The sequence below is a fragment of the Streptomyces sp. NPDC021020 genome (genome assembly GCF_044333285.1).
GTDB lineage: Bacteria > Actinomycetota > Actinomycetes > Streptomycetales > Streptomycetaceae > Actinacidiphila.
Genome location: NZ_JBIRQQ010000004.1, coordinates 80,069 through 104,515, shown reverse-complemented (window position 1 = coordinate 104,515; position 24,447 = coordinate 80,069). Strand labels below are relative to the sequence as shown.

Here is a 24,447-nt window from a genome sequence, read left to right as displayed (position 1 = left end):
TTCACCCGGTGGCGGCAGCCGCCCCGGCCGGATCCGCCGCCGGGTAGGGGGCGGTGAGGTCGGCGGTCGTCCAGCCCGGGGACCCGGGCAGCCGGGCGGCGAAGCGGCGCAGCAGGCCGGCCGAGTCGATCCAGTAGCGGGTGCGGCCGCCCGCGGCGGCGGAGGGGGTGCCCGGACCGGTGGACGACGGGGCGCCGGGGGCCGAGGGGCCGGCGTATTCGGTGACGGGCCGTCCGCCCACCGTCGCGGCGCCGATCCTGGCCGCTCCGCTGCGGACGAGGAGCTGGGCGTTGTCGGGGCGGTCGGCGGCCAGGCCGAGGAGGAGGGCGAGGGCGGTGTCGACGGTCGAGGTGTGCGGGTCCAGGGGGCGTTCGGGGCTCCAGCCGTCCGCGGGCGGCTTCGCCGGGGCCTTGCCCGGCCAGTCGAAGTGCGCGGCGACGGTGGTGCGGTCCCAGCGCAGCAGGTGCTGCCAGTGCCGGGCCGCGCCGGGGGTCGCGTCACGGAGCAGGCCGTATCCGGTGTGGGCGCGCCAGTCCAGGCGGGCGTCGAGGACGACCCGGCTGCCGGGCAGCGGGACGGTCGCGGTGACGTGCGCGGTGCCGGCCCGGTAGTTGGTGAAGCGGGTGAGCGCGAGCGCCTCCGCCTGCTGCCCGGTCAGCGGCGCCGGCTGCGGGCGGCCGCCGGAGTGCGTACAGGCGGCGAGCGGGAGCAGGGCGGCGCCGAGCACCGCCGCGAGGGCCGTACGGGCGCGGTGGCTGCGGCTCATCGGCCGGCCTCCCGCGGGGCCCCGGCGGCGCCGGTACGGCTGCCCGCCGCCAGCAGTCCGGGGCCGGGCAGCGGCACGCTCTCCGGGTGGACGGCCCCGGGCAGGCCGGTGGCGGGCGCCGCGGGGGCGGTCGCGGCGTGCGGCATCTGGGGCTGGGCGGGCGGCGGGGCGACGTCCAGGAAGGGGATGCCGGCGGGGGCGGGGGTGAGGCGCGGGACGGCCCCGGCGGAGCGGGCGTTGCCCCGCGGGCAGGGGGCGGTCGCGGCCAGGGCGGCGGGCAGGGTGCGGTGCGCGGTGTTGCCCTGGAGGCAGTTGCCCTGGCCGGGGGCCCGCTGGGAGGCCTGGTAGGCGATGTCGACGCCGTTGCCGGTGGCGGTGTTGGCGGTGACGCGGTTGCGCAGCGGGGGGAGGTCCTCGGTGGAGGCGAGCACGATGCCGGCGCGGGAGTTGCCGGTGACCAGGTTGCGGCGGATGTCGTTGTCCGTGCCGCCCGCGATCCCGATGCCGATCCCGAAGCCGCCGTCCGCCTGCTCGGGCGTGGCCGCCTCGGTGTTGTCGGCGACCAGGTTGCCCGCGACCGTCGCCCCGCTCTGCGGCACGTAGGCCTCCAGGTACTCGGAGTCGACGGTCATCCCGACCCGGTTGCGGGTGAAGCGGTTGCCGAGCACCCACATGTCGCCGCTCGCGTTGGTGCCCTCGTAGCCCACGGCGTTGTACTCGGCGACGTTGCCGCGCACGAGGATGCGGCAGGGCTTGCACTGGCCGACGTAGAGACCGGAGTCGGCGCTGCCGGAGGCGTGGTTGTCCTCCAGGACGCCGTCGCGGGCGTTGAAGGCGTAGATGCCGTAGAGGCCGTTGGCGTGCGCGGTGACGTAGCGGACCCGGAAGCCGGTCAGCGGCGGGAAACGGGCCGGGTCGAGGCGGGTGTAGCCGTCGCTGCCGCGGGCGATGCCGTCGGCGCCGTCCGTCATCCCGGTCACCAGCACGCCGTTGAGCAGGTGGTTGCGTACGGTGAGGTTCTCGACGGAGACGCCGCGCGCGGTGACGACGACGCCGTTGTTGCGGCGGCCCTGGCCGTCGATGACGACCCGGTTGCGGTCGGTGCCGCGCAGGACCACCCGTTCGGTGCGGATCCGCACCGTCTCGTGGTAGACGCCGGGGGACACCAGGACGAGTCCGCCGGGCCGGGCGCGGTCCACCGCGGCCTGGATGGTGGGCGCCTGGGCGGGGACGCGGACGACGTCCGCGCCGCCCGCGTCCTTGGCGTCCGGGCCCGCGGGCCCGCAGCCGCCGCCCAGCGCGATCAGCGCGGCGGCGAGGGCCAGGGAGGCCAGGCGGGCGGGCGGGCGGCGGCGGCCGCGGCGGCGGAACGGGAAGGCTGGGGGCACGGCTGGTTCTCCCTCGGGCGGGGCGGCCCGGGTGCCGGCCCCCTCGGAGAGCACCTTAGAGTGTCCGGGTGACTACCGAGAGTGCTGACATGGCGGGAGCGCCGGATCCGCGACCCGCCCTGCGGCGGCGCCATCTGCTGGGCGGCGCCGCCGTGTTGGCCCCCGCCCTGCTCTCCGGGTGCACGTCCGGCCCCGCCCCGGCGGCCGCCCCTGGCCCCGGCGCCGGGGGCGCGGGCGCGGTCGCCGCGCAGGGCGCCCGGCAGGCCGGGGTCGACCGGCCCGCGCAGCCGCAACCGCACCTGGAGATGGCGGTGTATGACCTGCCCGGCGGCCGGGCGGCCGCACGGTCGGTGCTGGCGGAGCTGGGCGGACGGATCGGCGGGCTGCTCGCGGGCGCCGACCCGCTCCTCGCGGGGCTGCCGCCGGGCGATCTGACGGTGACGGCCGGGGCCGGCCCGCGGCTGGTACGGATGGCAGGCGAGCGCCTCCCGGGCGCCGAGGCGCTGCCCGTGTTCGCCCGGGAGGCCGTCGCGGAATCGGACCGCGGGGGCGACCTGATGCTCCAGATCTGCGCGACCGACCCGCAGGCGGTCGCGCTCGCGGGCCTGTCGCTGCGCGCCCTGCTCACGGCCCGCTCGGTACGCCCGCGGTGGTCGCAGTACGGCTTCCGGCCGCCCGCGGCCGCGCCGGGAGCGGTGCGCAACCTGCTGGGCTTCCTCGACGGCGTCTCCGTGCCGCGCACCCCGCAGGAGCTGGCGCGCGAGGTGTGGCTGCCGGCGCCCGGACCGGTCAGGGACGGGACGGTCGCGGTGGTCCGCCGGATGCGGCTGGACGTGCCCGGCTTCCTGGCGCTGGGCGTCCCGGCGCAGGAGCGGGCGGTCGGGCGGCGGCGGGCGTCCGGGGCGCCGCTGTCCGGCGGCGGCCCGGACGCGGCGGTGGACCTGGGGGCGAAGTCGGCGTCGGGCGCGTACCTCGTCCCGGCGATGGCGCACGTACGGCGGGCGCACCCGGCCGAGACGGGCAGCGGGCTGATGCTGCGGCGCGGCTACAGCTACGCCAACTCCCCCGCGGACCAGGGCCTGCTGTTCGTGTCCTTCCAGCGCGAGCTGCGCACCTTCACGCGGACGCAGGCGCGGCTGGACGACGGGGACGCGCTGATGGCCTTCGCCACCGCGACGGCCTCGGGGAGCTTCCTCGTCCTGCCCGGCTTCTCGGCGGCCCGCCCGCTGGGGTCCTCGCTGTTCGGCTGAGCCCGCACGCGCCCGCGGGGAGGGCCCGGCGCCCGGACCCTCCCCGCGGTGGGTTCCGGTGGATCAGGTGCCCATCCACAGCCCCGCGTCGATCGAGTGGTCGACCGTACCGGGCGGGCCGGTCGTCACGGTCGCGACAGCCGTGTTCGACTCCTCGTTGTCGTCGGTCGGCACGGCGTCGGAGTTGACGTCGTCGCCGGGCCGCCCCTCGCGGGTCCACCACAGCTCGCCCGGGTCGAGCGGGCCGTCGGGGATGGCCGACACGTCGGCGGTCGACTTGTCGAAGGTGAGCGTGTACGCGGTCTCCGGGCGCAGCCCGTCGCGCTGGTCGAAGTAGTACTCGCCCTTGGCGTCGGTGCGCTTGGTGGCGACGACCCGGCCGCTGCTGTCGCGCAGGGTCACGGTGACCCCGGGGATGCCGTGCGTCTCCTGGCTGCCCTGGGTGCCGCCGCCGTCGTCGTACCAGACCCGGTTGCCGATCTGCACCGGCGGTTCGTCGCACAGCAGCTCCAGGTCGCCCAGGCCGTTGGCCTTGCCGAAGCCGCCGTCGTCGGCGTAGACGACGCCGAAGCCCTGCTGCGAGGGGTCGTTGCCGCGGCTGCCGGTCTCCCGGTCGAACCAGCCGACGCCGCCGGCGAACAGCTCGCGGGCCGGGTCGAGCATGGTGCTGGCGATACGGCCGTTGCCGAGCGGCAGCGCGAGGGCGCCCTGCGCGGTCTCCTGGTGGTATTGCCCGGTGTAGTAGTAGTCGCCGGTGTAGAACTCGTTGCCGCTGCGGGGGCAGCCGGGGCCGCCCTCCCACACGTAGTCGCCGTCGGTGCTGCGGCAGACCTTGACGATGTCGCCGCCGGTGGCGTTGGTCTCCAGCTTGTCCGGGCGGGCGTTGGGGTTGGGGCTGTAGATCTCCAGCCCGTGCTGGTCGCCGGTGCGGTCGCGGAAGCCGAGGACGAGCGAGCCGTCCCGCTCGACCTCGATGTCGCTGAGCATCGGCTGCGGGTAGGCCCAGGCACCCGTCCCCGGGGCGATCGGGAACTGCGTGAGGTCGTCCCTCGTCCACGGGTTCCAGTTGCCGGGGACGGGGACGGTGGCCGGGTCACGGGGGAAGTTCAGCGGCTGGTCCACCAGCGGGGCGCCCAGGAAGGTGCCCGTCGCCGGGTTGAACTGCCACACCACGGCCTTGAGGTCGGACACGTTCTGGCTGGACTGCGCCGAGCACACCCCGCCCGCGTACAGCACGCCGTCGCGCCAGCCCAGGCCCATGGGCCGCCAGTCGTCCGGGTCGGCGCACGCCGAGTCCGGGATGTCGACGGGCGCGCCGAGCGGCGCGGCGGCGGTGGGCTGGGTGGCGTCGTACGTGTAGAGCTTGCGGTCCTTCATGTTGACGACGTAGAGCCGCGAGCCGTCGCCGGAGATCTCGACGTCGCCCAGCGACTCCTGGCCCACGACCGCCGCGAAGGGGGCGTCGAGGCGGTTGCCCTGGTTGTGCGGGGTGGTGCCCGCGTTCGGCACCGTGGTGAAGAGCGTGGTGGCGCCGGTGTCGCGGTCGGTGACGTAGATCGCGCCGGAGCCGCCGGGGCCGTACTCGGTGTGCCGCTTGGCATAGGCGCCGGAGAAGATCCGCCGGTCCTTCTTGCGGTAGGCCAGCCCGTACAGCGCGCCGGTCTGGGCGACGGAGGTCAGGCGGCGCGGGTTGCTCGGGTTGCCCTTGGTGTCGCCGCGCGAGTCGTACGGGAAGGTCACCAGGGTCTTCTGCCCGGGCTTGGTGGCCGCCTGCTGGCAGGGCGTCACCAGGTCGGGGTTGTCCTGGCAGTAGTCCTCGGGATTCCAGACGCCGAAGTCGAGCGTGGCGTCCTTGCCCTCGGTGAGGTCCACGAAGGCCAGGTGCGAGGACAGCCCCGGGCCCGCGAGCGCCGGGCTCAGGAAGCCCTGCCCGGTCTGCGGGTCGTACTTGTCCGGCCAGTCCAGCAGTTCCACCTTGTACTGGCCGTTGGAACGGCTCCAGCCGGTGGTGTCGATGGTCACCGTGCCGTCGCGGCCGATCGGGTACTCCCGGCAGGTACGGCTGCGGCGTTCCTCGCACAGCCGCACCAGACCGGGCCCCAGCGGGACCTGGATGTTGTCGTCGCGGTTGCCCTTGGCGGCGAAGTCGCGGAAGAGGTTGACCGTCAGCTTGCCCTCACCCGCCGCGGCGGTGGCCTGCTGGGGCGGCATCAGGGCGCCGGCCGCGCACAGCGCGGCCAGCACCCCCAGCCACGTCTTGCTCCTGAACACTTCTCTCCTGAGGTGGAAGCAGAATCGGACGGCAGATTGCCACCACAGAGAGTAAGGGAGAAACTACTCAGCGTCGCCGATTCGGGCTCGTAAAGCACCGAACAGGCGACGCCGAGTGGGCCGCGTACACCGGGCGGCCCGGAGAACCGGCCCGGGTCAGGCCTTCTTGGTCTCCCAGAAGATCTTGTCGATCTCGGCGATCAGGTCCAGGGCCTTCTGGCCCGTCGCCGGGTCGTTGGAGGCCTTGGCGGCGCTGAGGGCCTTGAGGGTGTCGTTCACCAGCTGGTGCAGCTGGGGGTACTTCTCGAAGTGCGGGGCCTTGAAGTAGTCGCTCCAGAGCACCGAGACGTGGTGCTTGGCGAGCTCCGCGCGCTGCTCCTTGATGAGGACGGCGCGGGTACGGAAGTCCGCGTCCTCGTTGCCCTGGTACTTCTCCTGGACCGCCTTGACGGACTCGGCCTCGATGCGGGCCTGGGCCGGGTCGTACACGCCGCAGGGGAGGTCGCAGTGCGCGCTTACCTTCACCTTGGGCGCGAACAGGCGAGTGAACATGGCTGTCCTTCCTCGTGATCGTCTTTCAGGTGGGACATTACTCCCTGGAGGAGTCGTTTTCTCGGGTGCCCCAGGTGGCTTAGGCCAAAAGTCTGGTGACACCCTGGGGCTGGTGGAGGAACGAGCCGGGAGGCGGTAATGCGGGAGCAGGGGGCCAGGCTGTCGTGGCAGCTGGTCGAGGTCACGGGTCCGTCGATGGCGCCCACGCTGCTGAACGGCGACTGGCTGCTGGTGCAGAAGATCAGCAGCGGTGCCGAGCTGGTACGCGAGGGTGACGTCGTGATCATGCGGCATCCGCTGCAGCAGGACCTGCTGATCGTGAAGCGGGCCGTGGAGCGGCGCGAGGGCGGCTGGTGGGTACGCGGCGACAACACCTTCGTGGAGAACGACAGCCGGGAGTTCGGCGTGGTGCCGGACGACCTGGTGACGGCGCGGGCCCGCGGGCGGTTCCGGCCGCCGCGCGAGCTTCAGCGGTCGGTCGCGGGGGTGGCCTCCTGGGCCGCGTCGTGCGTGCGGCCGCTGCGCCCCGACCGCTCGCTCTCCAGGCGCTTGCGGGCCCGGTAGGCGGCGACGTTGGCGCGGGTCGCGCAGCGGTCCGAGCAGTAGCGGCGGGACCGGTTCGTCGACGTGTCGACATAGGCGTTGCGGCAGGGCGCCGCCTCGCAGACGCCGAGCCGGTCCACGCCCAGCGTCGTGAGCTGGAAGGCCAGGCCCATGCAGGCGGTCGCCGAGTAGCCCGCGGTGGCGTTGACGGCCTGGTCGGCGAGGTGCATGTGCCAGTCGGGCCGGCCGGTCTCGTCGTCCAGGGTGTCGTGGCCGGAGATCTGCGGGCTGACCGGGAATTCCAGCATCAGCGCGTTGAGCAGGTCCACGGCCCGGACCTCGTCCCCCTCGTCGGCGGCCTCGAACACACCGCGCAGCCGGATGCGTACCGTACGCAGCCGCGCCACGTCGGCCTCCACCGCCCGGGAGGCGGCGTGGGTGCCGGGGCCGAGCAGCTCGCGTACGGCGTCGACCGAGGTGAGCGCGTCCTCGCCGCGCAGCGGCTGCTCGGTGTTGACCAGGCGCACGGCCAGGTCGGCGTAGTAGGCCAGATCCACGGTGGTCCTCTTGGTCCCTCGGTCCTCGGTCCTCGACGGTGCCGCCGGGCCGCGTAACAGCCCGGTGGGCTTCCAGGCTATTACGCCGGGCGACACGCCCGGGGCCACCCGTCCGGCGCAGGCGTACGGAGCAGGCGGCCCCCGACGGCCGCTAGAGCACCTTGGAGAGGAACGCCCTGGTCCGCTCGTGCTGCGGATCGGCCAGCACCTCGCGCGGGCGGCCGGACTCGACCACGACACCGTCGTCCATGAAGACGAGCGAGTCGCCGGCCTCGCGCGCGAAGCCCATCTCATGGGTCACGACGATCATGGTCATGCCCTCGTCGGCGAGGCCGCGCATCACGTCCAGGACGTCGCCGACCAGCTCCGGGTCGAGCGCCGAGGTGGGCTCGTCGAAGAGCATGAGCTTGGGCTCCATGGCCAGCGCCCGGGCGATGGCCACCCGCTGCTGCTGGCCGCCGGACAGCTGCGCGGGGTAGTTCGCGGCCTTGTCGGCCAGGCCGACCCGCTCCAGCAGCGCCCCGGCCCGCTCCCGGGCGGCCGCCCGGGACTCGCGCTTGACCTGGACGGGGCCCTCCATGACGTTCTCCAGCGCCGTCATGTGCGGGAAGAGGTTGAAGCGCTGGAAGACCATGCCGATGCCGCGCCGCCCGGCGGACACCTCGCGGTCGCGCAGCTCGTGGAGCCGGTCGCCGCGCTGCCGGTAGCCGACGAGGACACCGTCCACGTACAGCCGCCCGGCGTTGATCTTCTCCAGGTGGTTGATGCAGCGCAGGAAGGTGGACTTGCCGGAGCCGGAGGGGCCGATGAGGCAGCACACCTCGCCGGGGGCGACCTGGAGGTCGATGCCCTTGAGGATGTGCGCGGCGCCGAAGGACTTGTGGACGCTCTCGGCCCGCACCATCGGCTCCACCCCGGAGGCGGGGGGCGCGGACTTGTCGAGGCTGGGGGTGCTCATGGGTCAGCCCACCTTCGGTCGGCGCAGGGTGGCCATGCCGGCCAGGTTGGCCCTGACCTTCTGCCACGGGGTCAGCGGCAGCGAGCGCAGCGAGCCGCGCGCGAAGCGCCGCTCCAGGTAGAACTGGCCGACACTGAAGACGCTGGTCAGCACCAGGTACCAGACGGACGCGACGAAGAACATCTCCATGATCGCGTTGGAGCTGATACCGATGTCGGACGTGGCGCGCAGCAATTCCCCGTACTGCACGACCGACACCAGCGACGACGTCTTGAGCATGTTGATGAACTCGTTGCCGGTCGGCGGGATGATCACCCGCATGGCCTGCGGGAGCACGATCCGGGCCATCGTGCGCGGCCCGGTCATGCCCAGCGCGTGCGCGGCCTCCGTCTGGCCCTCGTCGACCGACTGGATGCCGGCCCGGACGATCTCGGCCATGTACGCGCCCTCGTTGAGGCCGAGGCCCAGCAGGGCGGCCACGAAGGGGGTCATGACGGCGACGGTGTCGTTCTTGTACAGCGGCATCAGGTTGATCGTGTGGAAGATCAACGAGAGGTTGAACCACATGAGCAGCTGCACGTAGACCGGGGTGCCGCGGAAGAACCAGATGTACAGCCACGCGACCGCGCCGGTCACCGGGTTCTTCGACAGCCGCATCACGGCGAACAGCACGCCGAGCACCAGGCCCATGGCCATCGCGCACACCGAGATCAGCACGGTGTGCCAGACGCCGGTGAGCACCGTGTGGTCGAGGAGCTTGATCCCGACCGTGTGCCAGATGATCTTGCCCTGCGAGAAGCCGTACGCCAGCGCGCCCAGCACCGCCACCACGACGACGGCGGCGACCCAGCGCCCGTAATGGCGTACCGGAACGGCCCGGATGGCCTCGTACGGCACCCCGGCGGGCGCGGGGGCGGGCGGGGGTTCCGTGGAGGGGCCGGCCGCGTCCTCGGGGACGCGGCCGGCGGACGTCCCGCTCACGTCACGAGCCGCCGTTGATCGCGACGGCCGGGATCGCGCCGGTGGAGGCGTTCCACTTGTCCAGGATCTTCTTGTACGTGCCGTCCGCGACGATCGCGTCCATGGCCGCCTTCAGGGCGTCCCGCAGCTGGGGGTCGTCCTTGCTCACCGCGATACCGAAGGGCCCGGCGTCGAAGGGGTCGCCCGCCACCTCGAAGTCGGCGCCGTTGCTGGAGGTCTGGGCGATGTAGGCGGCCACCGGGGTGTCGTTGAGGTCGGCGACCGCGCCGCCGGCCTTGACCCGGGTCTGCGCCTCGGCGTCGGTGTCGAAGGCCTGGATGGTCAGGCCCTTGGCGCCGCACGCGGTCTTCTGCTTCTTGAAGGCGTCCTCGTAGATCGTGCCGCGCTGCACGGCCACGGTCATGCCGCACAGGTCGGCGAGCGCCTTGACGCCCTTCGGGTTGCCCTTCTGCACCAGCAGCGAGGAACCGGAGTTGTAGTAGTCGACGAAGTCGACGCCGGTGCCGATCTTCTTGCCCTTGTCGTCCAGACCCTGCTGGCGGGCCTTGGTGTCGCTCATAGCGGACATCACGATGTCCGAACGGCCGGTCTGGAGCGACGTGATGAGCCCGTCGAACTTGCCGTTGGTGAACTTGAACGTCACCCCGAGCTTCTCGCCGAGCGCCGCCCCGAGATCCGGGTCGATGCCGACGATCTGGCCGTCCTTCGTCTGCTCCATCGGGGCGTACGAGGCGTCCGTGCCGACCTGGATGACCTTCGAGGACTGGTACTTCTGCGGCAGCTTGGCGAACAGCGAGTCCGGAGTCGCGCTGGTCGTGGCGCCGGCGGCGGCCGTGGAGGGGCTGCTGCCCGCCGCGGGCGAGTCGTCCTTGGTCTGGTCGCCGCACCCGGTCAGGACCAGGGCGCCGGCCACCGCGACGGCGGCGACCGCACTGAGCCGGGACAGGGCGGTGGTACGCCGGGACATGCGTGCCGTCATCGCTGCGTCCTCCTGAAGAGGTGAGTGGTGGTGCTCGGGGCTGGCACACGCCTTCGGGTGTCGCCACCGTGTGTGATCTGTGCATCTTGCCATCCGGACTGCGCCGCTCGGGGTCCCCGTTGTGTCAAAATCGCATAACGGGCGATCCCCGGGCTCCTCTCGGGCCGGCACACCACGGCAGGACCACGAGGGGGCCGTGCCCGTCAGGGCCGCACGTCCACACGGTGGTTGCGGCTCGCGGTAACAGTCATCCGGTAGAACGGATTCTCACCCCTCATCCGGGGCCGGTGCGCGTGCGGCGCACCAGGCGTCCCCAGTCCGCCGATTCGCTCACTCGTTCGCTGTGGGCAGGACGCCGGCCCACCTCTCTCCCGCGCGCGCCCGCCGTGTGCGGGAGGAGTATTTCCCTCAACCACTGACAAAGGGGTCAACACGTGGCAATCGAGACCGTCAATCCGAGGACGGACGGCGATACCGGCGGCGACGCGGAGGACATCCCGCTCGATCCGGTCTTCGCGCTGCACCGCGGCGGCAAGATGGAGATCGCCTCCACGGTGCCGGTGCGGGACGCCGCCGACCTGTCGCTCGCCTACACGCCCGGGGTGGCCGAGGTCTGCACGGCCATCGCGGAGCAGCCGGAACTGGTGCACGACTACACCTGGACGTCGCAGACGGTGGCGGTGGTCACCGACGGCACCGCGGTGCTGGGCCTGGGCGACATCGGGCCGCGCGCGTCGCTGCCGGTCATGGAGGGCAAGGCGATCCTCTTCAAGCAGTTCGGCGGGGTCGACGCGGTGCCGATCGCGCTGGACTGCACGGACGTCGACGAGATCGTGGAGACCGTGGTCCGGCTCGCCCCGTCCTTCGGCGGGGTGAATCTGGAGGACATCTCGGCGCCGCGCTGCTTCGAGATCGAACGGCGGCTCAAGGAGCGGCTGGACGTCCCGGTCTTCCACGACGACCAGCACGGCACCGCCGTCGTCACGCTCGCCGCGCTGCGCAACGCCGCGAAGCTGACGGGGCGGCGGCTCGGCGACCTGCGGGCCGTCATCTCCGGCGCCGGGGCGGCGGGCGTGGCGATCGCGCGCATCCTGCTCGAAGCGGGCGTCGGGGACGTCGCGGTGGCGGACCGCAAAGGTGTGGTCCACGCCGGCCGGGACGACCTCAACCCGGTCAAGCGGGAGCTGGCGTCGTATACGAACCGCGCGGGGCTGGCGGGCTCGCTGGAGGAGGCGCTCGCGGGCGCGGACGTCTTCATCGGCGTCTCGGGCGGCACGGTCGCCGAGCGGGCCGTGGCGAGCATGGCGCCGGGCGCCTTCGTCTTCGCGATGGCCAACCCGACGCCGGAGGTCCACCCGGACGTGGCGCGCCGGCACGCCGCCGTCGTCGCGACCGGGCGCAGCGACTTCCCCAACCAGATCAACAACGTGCTGGCCTTCCCCGGCATCTTCGCCGGCGCCCTCCAGGTGCGGGCCTCGGCCATCACCGAGGGCATGAAGCTCGCCGCCGCCGAGGCGCTGGCCGGCGTGGTCGGGGCCGAACTGAGCGCGGAGTGCGTCATCCCCTCGCCCTTCGACCCGCGGGTGGCACCCGCGGTGACGGCGGCGGTCGCGGCCGCCGCCCGCGCGGAGGGCGTCGCCCGCCGCTGAGGCACCGGTTCCCGGTATGTGACGAGCGTCACATACCGGAAGCTGTCACAGAATCCGGGACGGCGCAGTCTTAAGGCCGTCCGGAGTGACACCGGACACCCCGAGCACCCCCGCGCGCCGGCTCCCCGTACCGGCGGGCGGGGGTGCCGTACGTGGCCGGTCCGCCCTCCGTACGGGGCGGACCGGCCGCCACCGCCGGGCCGCCGGCGTCCCGCCTCCCCGCTCGACGCCGCGCCCCGGTGCAGGGGCCCGCCCACGGCCGGCGGCCTCCGCCGCTCCCCACCGCCCCCACCAGGAGCTGGCAAAAACTTTCAGGATTTACGTTCCGGGTGTTGCTCGTTTCCACTCCGGCTCGTCAGGCTGCGCACTGCACGTACCTCTCCACCGCTCACGCCACGCCCGCACCGCGAGGGAGCCTGAATGCCGCGCCACCCGCACCGCACCGCCCGCCACACCCGCGCCCTGACGCTGGCCGCCGCACTGGCGCTGCTCGGCGGGCTCACGAGCGCCGCCGCGGGCGGCGCGGCCACCGCCGGGGCGGCCGACCCGCAGACCGGCCGGCAGGCGGAGTTCACGGCGGCGGCCCGGGAGTTCGGTGTCCCGCTGCCCGTCCTGGAGGCCGTGTCGTACTACGAGACACGCTGGGAGGCGCACTCCGGCCAGCCCAACGCCGAGGCGGGCTACGGCCCGATGAACCTCACGAACCTCACCGCCGCCACCCTCGACGACGACGGCCTGAGCACCCAGTCCCCGCGCTACGCCGACCTGCTCACCGCCCCCGCCGAGCACACCGCGGGCGCCGCCGCCGCGCTGCTGCACGCGGACACCGCGGCCGTCACCGGCGACGAGGCGCAGAACATCCGCGGCGGCGCCGCGCTGCTGGCCTCCTACGCCCGCGGCTACGGCCACGGGCGGCTGCCGCGCACCACCGACGGCTGGTACGCCGCCGCGGCCCGCTACAGCCAGTCCACCGAGGACACCGTCGCGCAGGCCTTTGCCGACGGGGTGTGGTCCACGATGGCCGCCGGCGCCTCCCGCACCACGGACGACGGCCAGCTGATCACCCTCGCACCCGTCCGCCACCTGCACCCGAACCGCTCGGACGTCCGCAAGCTCGGCCTGAAAGAGGTGACGCCGCCGAAGAGCAGCACCCCCGCCGAGTGCCCGAAGTCGCTGCACTGCGACGTCATCCCCGGCGCGTACACCCTGCTCGACCCGTCCGACCTCGCCGACTACGGCAGCCACGACCTCGCCGACCGCCCGAACGGCGACCTCGACATCCGCTACATCACCCTGCACAGCACCGACGAGACCTACGACGGCACCCTCGACCTCTTCCGCGACCCGACCTACGCGGCCGGCGCGCACTACGTCGTACGGTCCGGCGACGGCCACGTCACCCAGATGATCCCCACCAAGGACATCGCCTGGGACAGCGCCAACCGCTCCTTCTACCAGCACTCCATCGGCATCGAGCAGGAGGCGTGGGCCACCCACGGCGCCACCTGGTTCAGCGAGGACCTCTACCGCTCGACCGCCTCGCTGGTGCGCTACCTCGCCGCGAAGTACGACATCCCGCTGGACCGCGCGCACATCCTCGGCCACGACAACATCCCCGGCGGCACCGAGGCGGGCATCGCCACCCAGCACTGGGACCCGGGCCCCGGCTGGGACTGGGAGCACTTCTTCGACCTGCTGGGCGCACCCATCAGGGCGACCGCCCCGGCCGGCAGCGACACCGTCGCCATCAAGCCCGGCTACGCGCACAACCTCCAGTCGACGACCTACTGCGACGACGTGCAGGGCTACAAGCAGTTCCCCGGCCCCTACCGCAGCTTCGACTGCCCGGTGGCCGCGAACGGCCAGGCCGCGTCGTTCGTACCGCTGCACACCGCGCCCAGCACCACCGCCCCGCTGGTCGCCGACCCCTATCTGCACCCGGACGGCTCGGCCGGGACGACGGCCATGAACGACTGGGGCGACAAGGCGCCCGCCGGTGAGCAGTACGTCGTCGCCGGCCGGGTGCCCGGCTGGACGGCGATCTGGTGGGGCGGCACGAAGGCGTGGCTCCAGGACTCCGCCGCGCACCCGGCGACCGTGCCGGTCAAGGCCGCGCGCATCGTGCCCAAGCCCGGACTGGCCTCGGTGCCCGTCTACACCACGGCCTACCCCGAGGCGTCCGCCTACCCCGCGGACTTCGTCGCCTTCGAGGGCGGCACCGCCCCGCGCCCGCAGCTCGCCCGCGCCAAGTACACGATCCCGGCGGGCCAGTCCTACGTCGCCGCGGGCCCCGCGGTGCGCACCGACTCCTACTTCGCCATCTACTACGACGGTTCGGCGCCGTACGACCAGCACGACTTCCTCGGGCAGACCAAGGTGTACGAGATCGTCTACAACCACCGGGTCGCCTTCGTGAACGCCGCCGACGTGGACCTCGTCCCCGCCGGCTGACGCCTCGCGGTTCCCCGCGCCGATGGGGGGCGCGGGGGACCGCGGGTGGGATCCGGCCCGCGCTCACACCGGGCGGTCGGACTCCAGGGCCTCGTGCGTCAGGTGCAGGGCGCGCGAGGACTTCTCGTACGTACGCTGCGCCACGCACACGAACAGGCAGTCGACGACGACCAGCTGGCTGATGCGCGAGGCCATCGCGCCCGGCCGGAAGGTCGTCTCGCGGCCCGCCGAGACCAGGACGTGGTCGGCGGTCCTGGCGGCCGTCGACAGCGGGTGGTTGGTGATGACCACGGTGGTCGCGCCCTCGGCGGCGGCCCGCCGCAGCGGCTCCAGGACGTCGCGGCTCTCCCCCGAGTGCGACACGGCGAGGAAGACGTCGCCGACGCCCAGCAGCACCGCGCTGGTCAGCGCCGACTGGGAGTCGGTGTGGGCGTGGCAGGCCCGGCCGATACGGGCCAGCTTCTGCTGGAGGTCCTGGGCGACGAGCCCGGAGGCGCCGACGCCCGCGATGTGCAGCTGCCCGCCGCCGCACACGGCGCGCACGGCGCCGTCCAGTGCCTCGGGGTCGAGCTGGGTCGCCGTCTCGCGGACGGCCTGGGTCTCGGTGTGGACGAGCTTGCCGATGACGGTGGCCGCCGAGTCGTCCGGGCTGATGCCCGAACTGAGCGTCGAACGCGGCTCCTGCTTGGCCGCGGACACCGCGAGCGCGAGCCGCAGCTCCGGGTAGCCGGCGAAGCCGAGGGCGCGGGCGGTTCTGACGATCGACGACTCGCTCGTGCCGGCCAGCGCGCTGAGTTCGGAGATGGTGCTGCGGGCCACCTGCGCCGGATCCTCCACGATCAGCGTGGCGATCCGGGCGGCGGCGGGGGTGAGCGAGGGCATCAGCCCCCGCACCATCGCGGTGAGAGCGTCGGCCGAGTCACTGGGCGCAGTGGCGTCGAGGGACCGGTCGGTGGGTGGTTCCTGGACTATGTGGTACACCCGACCAAGGATGCACCCGCCAAACCTGCTTCTGGGAGCCGCGGGGGCGAAATCCCGGCCCTTGGACAGCCGCTTCCGGCCGCCGCCGGACGGCCCGGCCCGCGCTACGCGTGTCACACGTGCGGGTGACACGCGGGGGACAATGTCCGGGTGGACGCCCCCGCCCCTCCCCCGCCTCCCCCGCCGGTCCCGCCGCCCTCGCCACTGGACCCGCGGCCGCCCTCGCCGCTGACCGAGGTCGCGGACGAGCGGCTGTCCCGGCGGGGCCTGCGGCTGCTGCTCAAGCGCGACGACCTGGTGCACCCGGCGCTGCCCGGCAACAAGTTCCGCAAGCTGCGGCCCAACCTCGCCGCCGCCCTGGAACAGGGCCACGACACGCTGCTCACCTTCGGCGGGGCCTACTCCAACCACCTGCGGGCGGTCGCCGCCGCCGGGCGCCTGCTGGGGCTGCGCACGGTCGGCGTGGTCCGCGGCGAGGAGCTGGCCGGCCGCGACCTCAACCCGTCGCTCGCGCGCGCCGCCGCCGACGGCATGGAGCTGGACTTCACCGACCGCGCCACCTACCGCCGCAAGGACTCCCCCGAGGTGCTGGCCGCGCTGCTGGCCCGCCACGGCCGCGCCTACGTCCTGCCGGAGGGCGGCTCCAACGCCGCCGCGGTGCGGGGCTGCGAGGAGCTGGGCCGGGAACTGCGCGGCGCCGCCGACGTGGTGGCCGTCGCGTGCGGGACGGGCGGCACGCTCGCGGGGCTGGCCGCCGGGCTGGAGGGTACGGAGGCCGTCGGATTCCCGGTGCTGCGCGGCGACTTCCTCGACGCGGAGGTGCTGCGCCTCCAGCAGGCCGCGTACGGCGGCCGCCGCGGGCACTGGCGGCTGGAACCGCGCTTCCACCACGGGGGCTTCGCCCGCAGCACCCCAGAACTGGCCGGTTTCGCCGCCGACTTCGCCGACCGGCACGGCCTCACCCCCGAACCCGTCTACGTCGCGAAGATGCTGCACGGCGTCCTGACCCTCGCGGGCGAGGGCGCCTTCCCGCCGGGGACCCGTATCGCCGCGGTGATCACCGGGTGACGTGCTCCTGCCGCGCCCCTTACGCCTCCCGCACGAGGCGACCGTAACCTTGGGGCATGATCCGCGCCGCGACGCCCGCCGATGTGCCCGTCCTGCATGCCCTGGTCCGTGAACTCGCCGCGTACGAGAAGGCGTTGGAAGAGGCCCGGGCCACCGAGGAGCAACTGCGGGAGGCCCTCTTCGGGCCCGACCCGGTGGCCCACGCGCTCGTCGCCGCGGACGACGCGAGCGGCGAGCCGGTCGGCTTCGCCCTGTGGTTCCGCAACTTCTCCACCTGGACCGGCACTCCCGGCCTCTACCTGGAGGATCTGTACGTACGGCCGCAGGCGCGCGGCGCCGGGCACGGCAAGGCGCTGCTGGCCGCACTCGCGGCGATCTGCGTGGAGCGCGGCTGGCCGCGCTTCGAGTGGGCGGTGCTCGACTGGAACGAGAAGGCGCTCGCCGTCTACCGCGCGGTCGGCGCCCGCCCGCAGGACGAGTGGACGGTGCAGCGGCTGACCGGCCCGGCCCTCGCGGCGCTGGCCGCACAGGCACCCGGCGGCCCGGCGAACCCGGCGAACCCGTATGCGAATTGAGACCCCCACCCCTGACGGACCGTCCGTACCCTTGCGCTTACCATGGGTGACAGCGCGGTATCGCGCCCGCACCCCGCGCCACCCGCGGACCGGTTCACCCATGGCGGCGACCGTCCTCCGTCCGGGCGACAGCGGGGCGCGGATCGCGATAGCGTCGCTGCGAACCAGAGCAATCACTGTGTGCCACCGTGGAGGTGAGGGTGTCCCAGAGCGCAGGCGACCCCGGGTCGAAGGACTTCGTCGAGGTCCGGCTGCCCGCGGCAGGGGCGTATCTGTCGGTGTTGCGGACGGCCACGGCCGGACTGGCGGCACGGCTGGACTTCACCCTCGACGAGATCGAGGACCTGCGGATCGCGGTGGACGAGGCGTGCGCGATCCTGCTCCAGCAGGCGGTCCCCGGCAGCGTGCTGAGCTGTGTCTTCCGGCTCGTCGGGGATTCGCTGTGGGTGACCGTCGCGGCCCCCACGACCGACGGGCGGGCACCGGAGCGCGACACCTTCGCCTGGACGGTGCTCTCCGCACTGGCCGGCGAGGTGGACTCCACCGTCGCGGACGACAAGACGGTCAGCATCAGTCTGCACAAGAAGCGCGGCGCCGTTCCAGGGCTGTCGTGACACCGGCGGGCGCGGCGGCGGCCCCGCCGCCCGCACCGCCCAGGTCAGCGTGTCCCCGGTCCAGCTGCGGGCCGGTGACGGTACAACCGTGCAGGAATCGACGGGGAAGACGGGGATATCGCGATGAGTGCTGAGCTGTCCCGGGACGAGAACCCCGGCACACCCGCGGAGCGCGACGTGCCCGCGGCGCGCGGCCGGGCCGCGCTGCCCGCCCAGGCCCCGGACCGCGCGGCCCCGGCCGGGCAGCAGCGGCGGCACACGGCGGGCGAGGGCGCCAGGCCCCACCCCGTCGATCGCGCAGACGACAACGACGTGGATGAAGACGCGGCGGAGCAGGCGACGACGATGGACCAGGAGCACGCGCACGACCCGCAGGAGCGGGAGCACGATCCGCAGGACCGGTCCGGGGCGCGGGCCCTCTTCGTCGAGCTGAGCAAGCTCCCGGAGGGCTCTCCCGAGCGGGCCGAGCTGCGCAACCAGCTCGTCCGCATGCACCTGCCGCTGGTCGAGCACCTCGCACGCCGCTTCCGCAACCGCGGCGAGCCCCTCGACGACCTCACCCAGGTCGCCACGATCGGCCTGATCAAGTCGGTGGACCGCTTCGACGTCGACCGCGGCGTGGAATTCTCCACGTACGCGACGCCCACGGTCGTCGGCGAGATCAAGCGGCACTTCCGCGACAAGGGCTGGGCCGTACGCGTCCCCCGCCGCCTCCAGGAGCTGCGCCTCGCCCTCACCACGGCGACCGGCGAACTCTCCCAGCGGCACGGCCGCGCCCCCACCGTCCACGAACTCGCCGAGCACCTCAAGATCTCCGAGGAAGAGGTCCTGGAGGGCCTGGAGTCCGCGAACGCGTACAGCACGCTCTCCCTCGACGTCCCCGACACCGACGACGAGTCCCCGGCCGTCGCCGACACCCTCGGCTCCGAGGACGAGGCCCTGGAGGGCGTCGAATACCGCGAGTCCCTCAAACCTCTGCTGGAGCAGCTGCCGCCGCGGGAGAAGACGATTCTGCTGCTGCGGTTCTTCGGCAACATGACGCAGTCGCAGATCGCGCAGGAGGTCGGCATCTCCCAGATGCACGTCTCCCGCCTCCTCGCGCGCACGCTCGCGCAACTGCGCGACAAGCTCCTCATCGACGAGTAGCTGCTGCGCAGGGCGGTGCTTGTCAGGGGCGCGGGGAACTGCGCGAGCAACCCACCACTGTGGTGCACGTCGTCACCGGCCCGAAGGGGCAGTACGGTCCGTACCGGACCACCGGCCGGTGGCGGGCTGGTCGCGCAGTTCCCCGCGCCCCTGGGGTCCTGCGCCGAGCGCGAGCTCCTACGTGTTGAGGCGGCGGATGCCGAGCGCGTCGGTGGTGGCCGGGTGGGCCAGGAGGACGAGGCCCGCGAGGGCCAGGAGGCCCAGGGCGACGCCGCCCGCCACCACCCCTCCGGAGGAGTGGAGCATGGTCCACGCCACCGGGAGCGCCAGCAGCTGCATGATGAGCGCCGGGCCGCGGCTCCAGCGGCGGGACCGGCGCAGCCCGTACGCCGCGGAGAGCGGGATCGCCGCGAAGACCAGGACGGTGAGCCCGGCCAGGACGGCGTGGTCGCTGCCGGTGAAGAACATGGTGACGCCCCACACGGCGATGACGAGCCCTTCGAGGCCCGCGATGGCGGCGGCGCCGAACAGCCGGGCGCGCCCGCCGGGCGTGGGCGCGGCCGGTACAGCCTCTGCGGCCTCTTCCGTGGCGGGCGCGGCGGCGCCCTCCGTGTCCTCCGCCACAGCGGCGGCGTCGAGCTCGGGCGAGGGGTCCTGGGGGGTCTGGCTCACACCACTCAGCGTAGCCCGCGCCGAAAAACCGTAGGTACGCTATCGACCATGCGTGCACTTCTCGTCGTCAACCCGGCAGCAACCACCACCAGCGCTCGGGTGCGCGACGTGATCAGCACCGCATTGGCCAGCGACCTGAAGCTGGAGGTCGCCACGACCGAATACCGCGGCCACGCGCGCGACCTCGCGCGCCGCGCGGTGGAGGGCGGCCAGACCGAGCTGGTGGTCTCGCTCGGCGGCGACGGCACCGTCAACGAGGTCGTGAACGGGCTGCTGCACCACGGGCCCGACCCGGACGCGCTGCCGCAGCTCGCGGTGGTGCCCGGCGGCTCCACCAACGTCTTCGCCCGCGCGCTGGGGCTGCCCAACGACGCCGTGGAGGCGACCGGCGCGCTGCTGGACGCGCTGCGTGCCGGATCGTCGCGCACGGTCGGCCTGGGGCTGGTGAGCGGCACGCCGGGGACGGAGGACGAAGGGGTGCCGGACCGCTGGTTCACCTTCTGCGCGGGCCTGGGCTTCGACGCCGGCGTGGTGGGGCGGGTGGAGCAGCAGCGGGAGCTGGGCAAGCGTTCGACGCATGCGCTGTATCTGCGGCAGGTGGCGCGGCAGTTCGTCGCCGACCCGAACCGCAGGAGCGGAACGATCACGCTGGAGCGGCCGGACGAGGAGCCGCTGCCCGGACTGTCGACGGCGATAGTCTGCAATGCCGCACCGTGGACATATCTGGGCAATCGGCCTATTTACGCATCTCCCGACGCATCTTTCGACACCGCGCTTGACCTGCTGGGCATTCGCAAGATGTCCGCATTGTCGGGAACGCGGTACGCGGCACAGTTGCTCCGCTCCACGCCGGACCGCGGCCCGCGGGGCAAGCACGCGGTCACCCTGCACGATCTGACCGACTTCACCTTGCAATCGCAGGCTCCACTGCCCTTCCAGGTGGACGGTGACCACCTGGGGCTGCGTACGAGTGCGACCTTCACAGGCGTACGCCGTGCACTGCGTGTGATTGTGTAAGTCGAAGAGCCTAAAGTCCTTTTACTCGAACGTTTAGGCTGCCCCGCACCCCATGGAAGTACGGCTGTGATCGACGCGACACCGAGGAATCAAAAAAAACTTCCTTGAAGGGGTTGTATCTCCAGCCCAGGTTTGCGAGTCTCTACATGGCGATCGGGACGGCCGACCAACCGGCCCCCTTGAGAGCCCGAATCTGAGACCTCACACCAGCGGGACTGCACCAGTGAAGACTGGGTGGCGTCCCGTTCCCTGTGAAGGGATTCGTGAAAGCGTTCACATTCACAAGCAACGAGCTTGTCACACGAGGAGTTGGAGCAGCCATGGACTGGCGTCACCGCGCCGTTTGCCGCGAGGAAGACCCTGAGCTCTTCTTCCCTATCGGCAACACCGGTCCTGCGCTGCTGCAGATCGAGGAAGCCAAGGCCGTCTGCCGCCGCTGCCCCGTCATGGAGCAGTGCCTGCAGTGGGCGCTCGAAAGTGGTCAGGACGCCGGTGTCTGGGGTGGCCTCAGCGAGGACGAGCGTCGCGCGATGAAGCGCCGCGCCGCCCGCAACCGGGCCCGCAACGCCAGCGCCTGACACGCGCACCTTCCAACCGAGCCGCAGCGCGCAGCACCTGTCCCACGCGCAGCACACAGCATCCGGAAGCCCCCCGTACCAATGGCGGTACGGGGGGCTTTCGCGTGCACGGACACCGCGGTGGAACCACCGCGGCCGGATCACCGGAAAGAGTGAACGGTCAACCGGCAAGCGGGAGTTCGAGGATGACCCGGGTGCCGCGGTCGGGCGCGGGCACCATGTCGAAGGTGCCGCCCAGTTCGCCGACGACGAGCGTACGGACGATCTGGAGGCCCAGGTTGCCGGTCTGCTGCGCGTCGAAGCCTGGCGGCAGGCCGCGGCCGTCGTCCTGGACGGTGATGGTGATCAGCTCCCGGCCGCGGGTCGCGGTGATGTCTACCGAGCCCGACTCGCCCGGCCCGAAGCCGTGTTCGAGGGCGTTCTGCAGCAGCTCGGTGAGCACCATCGACAGCGGGGTGGCCGTCCGCGCGGTCAGCACGCCGAAGCGGCCGGAGCGGCGGGCGGTCACCCGGCCCGGGGAGATCTCGGCGACCATCGCCAGCACACGGTCGGCGATCTCGTCGAACTCCACACGCTCGTCCAGGGTCTGGGACAGCGTCTCGTGCACGATGGCGATCGAGCCGACCCGGCGCACCGCCTCCTCCAGCGCCGAGCGGGCGCTCGCCGAGTCCATCCGGCGGGCCTGGAGCCGCAGCAGCGCGGCCACCGTCTGGAGATTGTTCTTCACCCGGTGGTGGATCTCCCGGATGGTCGCGTCCTTGGTCATCAACTCGCGCTCGCGCCGCCGCAGTTCGGTGACGTCGCGGAGCAGCACCAGCGAACCGGTGCGTACGCCCTTGGGTTTGAGCGGGATCGCGCGCAACTGGATGACGCCGTCACCTCCCTCGACCTCGAACTCCCGGGGCGCCCAGCCGCTGGCCATCGTGACGAGCGCTTCGTCCACCGGCCCGTCCGACTGCGGGGCCAGCTCGGCGGTGGTCTTGCCCAGGTGGTGGCCGACCAGGTCGGCGGCCAGCCCGAGCCGGTGGTAGGCGGACAGCGCGTTGGGGCTCGCGTACTGCACGGTGCCGTCGGCGTCCAGCCGGATGAGCCCGTCGCCGGCCCGCGGTGAGGCGTCCATGTCGATCTGCTCGGCCGGGAAGGGGAAGGAGCCGGCCGCGATCATCTGGGCGAGGTCGCTGGCGCTCTGCAGGTAGGTGAGCTCCAGCCGGCTCGGGGTACGGACGGTCAGCAGGTTGGTGTTGCGGGCGATCACGCCCAGCACCCGGCCGTCGCGCCGTACGGGGATGGACTCGACCCGTACGGGCACCTCCTCGCGCCACTCCGGGTCGCCCTCGCGGACGATCCGCCCCTCGTCCAGCGCGGCGTCCAGCAGCGGGCGGCGGCCGCGCGGCACGAGGTGGCCGACCATGTCGTCCTGGTACGACGTCGGGCCGGTGTTGGGCCGCATCTGCGCGACCGAGACGTACCGCGTGCCGTCCCGGGTGGGCACCCACAGCACGAGGTCCGCGAAGGACAGGTCGGACAGCAGCTGCCATTCGGACACCAGCAGATGCAGCCATTCCAGGTCGGAGGCGTCCAGTGCGGTGTGCTCGCGTACGAGGTCGTTCATGGAGGGCACGCCTGCGAGCGTACCCGCAGGCCCGGCGGGGGTGCGCCCGGCGGGTTTTGCGGGCACACTTTGTTCAGGCGCGGCACGAAATCGGTGCCGACCCATTTACAGGGGCTATTGGTCTAGTCCACAATGGGCGCCAGAACACGACGTCCGGGCTCCCCGCACAGGAGCGCGGAACGAGGCGGGGCGTTCTCTGCCCTGACTACGCCCCCGCCTCGCTGTCGGTGCCTAACGGGTCCGCGGGGACCGCACACCCCGCCGGCCACGGCCGCCGGCGCAAGCTCCGGGCTGCGGTGCGATGAGGCTGAGGGTCCTCTCTGCACCGCGGCCCGAAGTTGTCCTCCGGGCCTCCGCGCAGACCCGGCCCCTCCTTTGCCCCGCCGGGCAACCCGGCCCTCGGCCCCTGCGGGGCGGGCCTTTTCAGGGGCGCGGGGAACTGCGCGCTCAGCCACGTACGTGGCGCGGGTAGTCACCGGCCCGGAGGGGCAGTTGCTGTCGTTCCCGGACCACCGGCCGGTGGGTGGTTGCTCGCGCAGTTCCCCGCGCCCCTGGGGGTGCCCGGCGCGGCATGCGTAGGCCCTGCGCAACAGGGGGGTCAACGGGTCTCCGTTATTTTCGCGATCGCTCGCGGGGAGTCGGGGTTCTGGCCGCGGGCCATTGCGATCTCGTAGGCGAGGCGCTGGAGGGGGAGGATCTCCAGGACGGGCTGCAGGGCCTCCTGGAGGTGCTGGGTGGGGAGGGCGAAGCCTCCCGAGGCCGCGCGGGTCGCGGATTCGGGGCCGACCACGACGAGGTCGGCCCCACGGCTGCGGAGGCGGTCCAGGACGGGCTGGAGCGCCTGGCCGCCGCGGCCCTCCGTCACGATCGCGATGACCGGCGAGATGTTGTCGACCATGGCCAGCGGCCCGTGCAGCAGGTCCGCCCCGGAGTAGGAGAGGGCGGGAACGTAGCTGGTCTCCATGAGTTTGAGGGCGGCCTCCTTGGCCGTGGGGTAGCCGTAGCCGCGGCTGGTGATCACCATGCGCTCGGCGAAGCGGTAGCGGCCCGCGAGGTCGTACACCTCGTCGCCGCGGGCGAGGACGCGCTCGGCCAGCTCCGGGAGGGCCTGGGCGGCGGGGAGGCCGTCCTGGCCGCCCAGGGCGGTGACGAAGAAGTAAAGGGCCAGCAGCTCCGCCGTGTACGTCTTGGTCGCCGGGAGGGCCCGCTCCGGGCCCGCCTGGAGGTCGATGTGGAATTCGGCGACCTCGGCGAGCGGCGAGTCGGGGTTGTTGGTGAGGGCCAGGGTGATCGCCCCCGCCTCCCGGGCGGCCTGCGTCGTGGCGCTCAGGTCGGGCGACCCGCCCGACTGGCTGACGGCCACCACGAGCACGTCGGCGAGCCGCGGCCGGGCCCCGTACGCGGTGATCGTGGACATCGAGGCGAGGCCGCACGGCAGGCCCAGTTCCACCTCGACGAGGTACTTCGCGTAGAGGGCCGCGTGGTCGGAGGTGCCGCGCGCGCTGAGCAGCACGAAGCGGGGGCTGCGGGCCGCGACGGCGCGGGCGGTCGCGGTGATCTCCGGGACCGCGCGGTCGAGGATGCGCCGCAGCACCGCGGGCTGCTCGGCGATCTCCGCCGCCATGATCGCGCCGGGCCGGTCCGCGCCGCGTGCCGGGCCCGGGGGCGCCGTGCCGTCCGTCATGTCCACCCGCCTCCATCCCGCCGGGGAGCACTCCAACAGTCGACCACAGGAGGCGGCGGCCCGCGCGCGGAGATGCGGGCGCAGGTGCCCCTCGGCCTGCGGGGGGGACACCTGGTAGATTGGTCTATACCACACTCACCGCTCCAGAAACGGCA

22 protein-coding genes are annotated in these 24,447 nt (G+C 73.0%); 10 read left to right on the top strand and 12 right to left on the bottom strand.

The window, feature by feature from the left end:
• Position 1: 1 nt before the first annotated feature.
• Both ACH4SL_RS12490 and ACH4SL_RS12485 read right to left on the bottom strand, forming a co-directional pair.
• Positions 2–766, bottom strand: a complete 765-nt coding sequence (locus tag ACH4SL_RS12490; protein ID WP_398444296.1) for a hypothetical protein — start codon at positions 764–766, stop codon at positions 2–4.
• Positions 763–2,154, bottom strand: a complete 1,392-nt coding sequence (locus tag ACH4SL_RS12485; RefSeq protein ID WP_398444294.1) for a nitrous oxide reductase family maturation protein NosD — start codon at positions 2,152–2,154, stop codon at positions 763–765. Before ACH4SL_RS12485 ends, ACH4SL_RS12490 begins: the two co-directional genes overlap by 4 nt.
• A 68-nt stretch (positions 2,155–2,222) precedes the next feature.
• On the opposite strand from ACH4SL_RS12485, the gene ACH4SL_RS12480 reads away from it, so the two are divergent.
• On the top strand, positions 2,223–3,404 hold the full coding sequence (locus ACH4SL_RS12480; RefSeq protein WP_398444292.1) for a Dyp-type peroxidase: 1,182 nt from the start codon (positions 2,223–2,225) through the stop codon (positions 3,402–3,404).
• A gap of 63 nt (positions 3,405–3,467) precedes the next feature.
• Here the strand turns inward: ACH4SL_RS12480 and ACH4SL_RS12475 are convergent, their stop codons facing one another.
• Positions 3,468–5,675, bottom strand: a complete 2,208-nt coding sequence (locus ACH4SL_RS12475; protein ID WP_398444290.1) for an SdrD B-like domain-containing protein — start codon at positions 5,673–5,675, stop codon at positions 3,468–3,470.
• Between the two features lie 156 nt (positions 5,676–5,831).
• Positions 5,832–6,227, bottom strand: a complete 396-nt coding sequence (sodN, locus tag ACH4SL_RS12470) for a superoxide dismutase, Ni (protein WP_398444288.1) — start codon at positions 6,225–6,227, stop codon at positions 5,832–5,834.
• Between the two features lie 138 nt (positions 6,228–6,365).
• Here sodN and sodX point away from each other — a divergent pair, with 138 nt between their 5' ends.
• Positions 6,366–6,791 carry a nickel-type superoxide dismutase maturation protease gene (gene sodX, locus ACH4SL_RS12465; RefSeq protein ID WP_031522404.1) on the top strand — a complete coding sequence of 142 codons (426 nt, stop codon included), beginning with the start codon at positions 6,366–6,368 and terminating at the stop codon, positions 6,789–6,791.
• Here sodX and ACH4SL_RS12460 read toward each other — a convergent pair.
• The 4 genes from ACH4SL_RS12460 to ACH4SL_RS12445 form a co-directional block, all read right to left on the bottom strand.
• Entirely contained in the window at positions 6,695–7,327 is a 633-nt protein-coding gene (locus ACH4SL_RS12460) for a CGNR zinc finger domain-containing protein (RefSeq protein ID WP_398444287.1), read from the bottom strand. The two genes, sodX and ACH4SL_RS12460, sit on opposite strands and share 97 nt — an antisense overlap.
• A gap of 151 nt (positions 7,328–7,478) precedes the next feature.
• Positions 7,479–8,285, bottom strand: a complete 807-nt coding sequence (locus tag ACH4SL_RS12455; RefSeq protein WP_398444285.1) for an amino acid ABC transporter ATP-binding protein — start codon at positions 8,283–8,285, stop codon at positions 7,479–7,481.
• A 3-nt stretch (positions 8,286–8,288) separates the two neighbouring features.
• The gene (locus ACH4SL_RS12450; protein ID WP_398445292.1) at positions 8,289–9,182 is read right to left on the bottom strand and encodes an amino acid ABC transporter permease; all 894 of its coding nucleotides are present in this window, start codon (positions 9,180–9,182) and stop codon (positions 8,289–8,291) included.
• Between the two features lie 85 nt (positions 9,183–9,267).
• Complete coding sequence (locus ACH4SL_RS12445; RefSeq protein WP_398444283.1) at positions 9,268–10,245, bottom strand: ABC transporter substrate-binding protein; 978 nt, start codon at positions 10,243–10,245, stop codon at positions 9,268–9,270.
• Positions 10,246–10,679: 434 nt separating this feature from the next.
• Between ACH4SL_RS12445 and ACH4SL_RS12440 the strand changes: the two genes are divergently transcribed.
• On the top strand, positions 10,680–11,894 hold the full coding sequence (locus ACH4SL_RS12440; RefSeq protein WP_398444282.1) for an NADP-dependent malic enzyme: 1,215 nt from the start codon (positions 10,680–10,682) through the stop codon (positions 11,892–11,894).
• 420 nt (positions 11,895–12,314) lie between these two features.
• Positions 12,315–14,345: an N-acetylmuramoyl-L-alanine amidase gene (locus ACH4SL_RS12435; protein WP_398444280.1), complete on the top strand. Its 2,031-nt coding sequence runs from the start codon at positions 12,315–12,317 to the stop codon at positions 14,343–14,345.
• Between the two features lie 63 nt (positions 14,346–14,408).
• Here the strand turns inward: ACH4SL_RS12435 and ACH4SL_RS12430 are convergent, their stop codons facing one another.
• Positions 14,409–15,326: a MurR/RpiR family transcriptional regulator gene (locus tag ACH4SL_RS12430; protein ID WP_398444278.1), complete on the bottom strand. Its 918-nt coding sequence runs from the start codon at positions 15,324–15,326 to the stop codon at positions 14,409–14,411.
• A 150-nt stretch (positions 15,327–15,476) separates the two neighbouring features.
• Between ACH4SL_RS12430 and ACH4SL_RS12425 the strand changes: the two genes are divergently transcribed.
• The 4 genes from ACH4SL_RS12425 to ACH4SL_RS12410 all read left to right on the top strand — a co-directional run bounded on the left by ACH4SL_RS12425 (position 15,477) and on the right by ACH4SL_RS12410 (position 18,729).
• The gene (locus ACH4SL_RS12425; protein ID WP_398444276.1) at positions 15,477–16,394 is read left to right on the top strand and encodes a 1-aminocyclopropane-1-carboxylate deaminase/D-cysteine desulfhydrase; all 918 of its coding nucleotides are present in this window, start codon (positions 15,477–15,479) and stop codon (positions 16,392–16,394) included.
• Between the two features lie 56 nt (positions 16,395–16,450).
• Positions 16,451–16,969 carry a GNAT family N-acetyltransferase gene (locus ACH4SL_RS12420; RefSeq protein ID WP_398444274.1) on the top strand — a complete coding sequence of 173 codons (519 nt, stop codon included), beginning with the start codon at positions 16,451–16,453 and terminating at the stop codon, positions 16,967–16,969.
• Positions 16,970–17,169: 200 nt separating this feature from the next.
• Positions 17,170–17,583: an anti-sigma regulatory factor gene (locus tag ACH4SL_RS12415; protein WP_398444272.1), complete on the top strand. Its 414-nt coding sequence runs from the start codon at positions 17,170–17,172 to the stop codon at positions 17,581–17,583.
• 123 nt (positions 17,584–17,706) lie between these two features.
• Positions 17,707–18,729: an RNA polymerase sigma factor SigF gene (locus ACH4SL_RS12410; RefSeq protein ID WP_398444271.1), complete on the top strand. Its 1,023-nt coding sequence runs from the start codon at positions 17,707–17,709 to the stop codon at positions 18,727–18,729.
• 177 nt (positions 18,730–18,906) lie between these two features.
• Here ACH4SL_RS12410 and ACH4SL_RS12405 read toward each other — a convergent pair whose 3' ends face one another.
• Complete coding sequence (locus tag ACH4SL_RS12405; protein ID WP_398444269.1) at positions 18,907–19,401, bottom strand: hypothetical protein; 495 nt, start codon at positions 19,399–19,401, stop codon at positions 18,907–18,909.
• 48 nt (positions 19,402–19,449) lie between these two features.
• Here ACH4SL_RS12405 and ACH4SL_RS12400 point away from each other — a divergent pair, with 48 nt between their 5' ends.
• Together ACH4SL_RS12400 and ACH4SL_RS12395 are read left to right on the top strand one after the other, a co-directional pair.
• Positions 19,450–20,418, top strand: a complete 969-nt coding sequence (locus tag ACH4SL_RS12400; RefSeq protein ID WP_398444267.1) for a diacylglycerol/lipid kinase family protein — start codon at positions 19,450–19,452, stop codon at positions 20,416–20,418.
• Between the two features lie 320 nt (positions 20,419–20,738).
• Positions 20,739–20,996 (top strand): WhiB family transcriptional regulator, encoded by a 258-nt coding sequence (locus ACH4SL_RS12395; RefSeq protein ID WP_031520293.1) that lies wholly within the window; start codon positions 20,739–20,741, stop codon positions 20,994–20,996.
• Between the two features lie 160 nt (positions 20,997–21,156).
• Here ACH4SL_RS12395 and ACH4SL_RS12390 read toward each other — a convergent pair whose 3' ends face one another.
• Both ACH4SL_RS12390 and ACH4SL_RS12385 read right to left on the bottom strand, forming a co-directional pair.
• Positions 21,157–22,608, bottom strand: coding sequence for a sensor histidine kinase (locus ACH4SL_RS12390; protein WP_398445290.1), 1,452 nt, complete (start codon positions 22,606–22,608; stop codon positions 21,157–21,159).
• Positions 22,609–23,206: 598 nt separating this feature from the next.
• Positions 23,207–24,292 carry an SIS domain-containing protein gene (locus ACH4SL_RS12385; protein ID WP_398444265.1) on the bottom strand — a complete coding sequence of 362 codons (1,086 nt, stop codon included), beginning with the start codon at positions 24,290–24,292 and terminating at the stop codon, positions 23,207–23,209.
• Between the last annotated feature and the right edge of the window lie 155 nt (positions 24,293–24,447).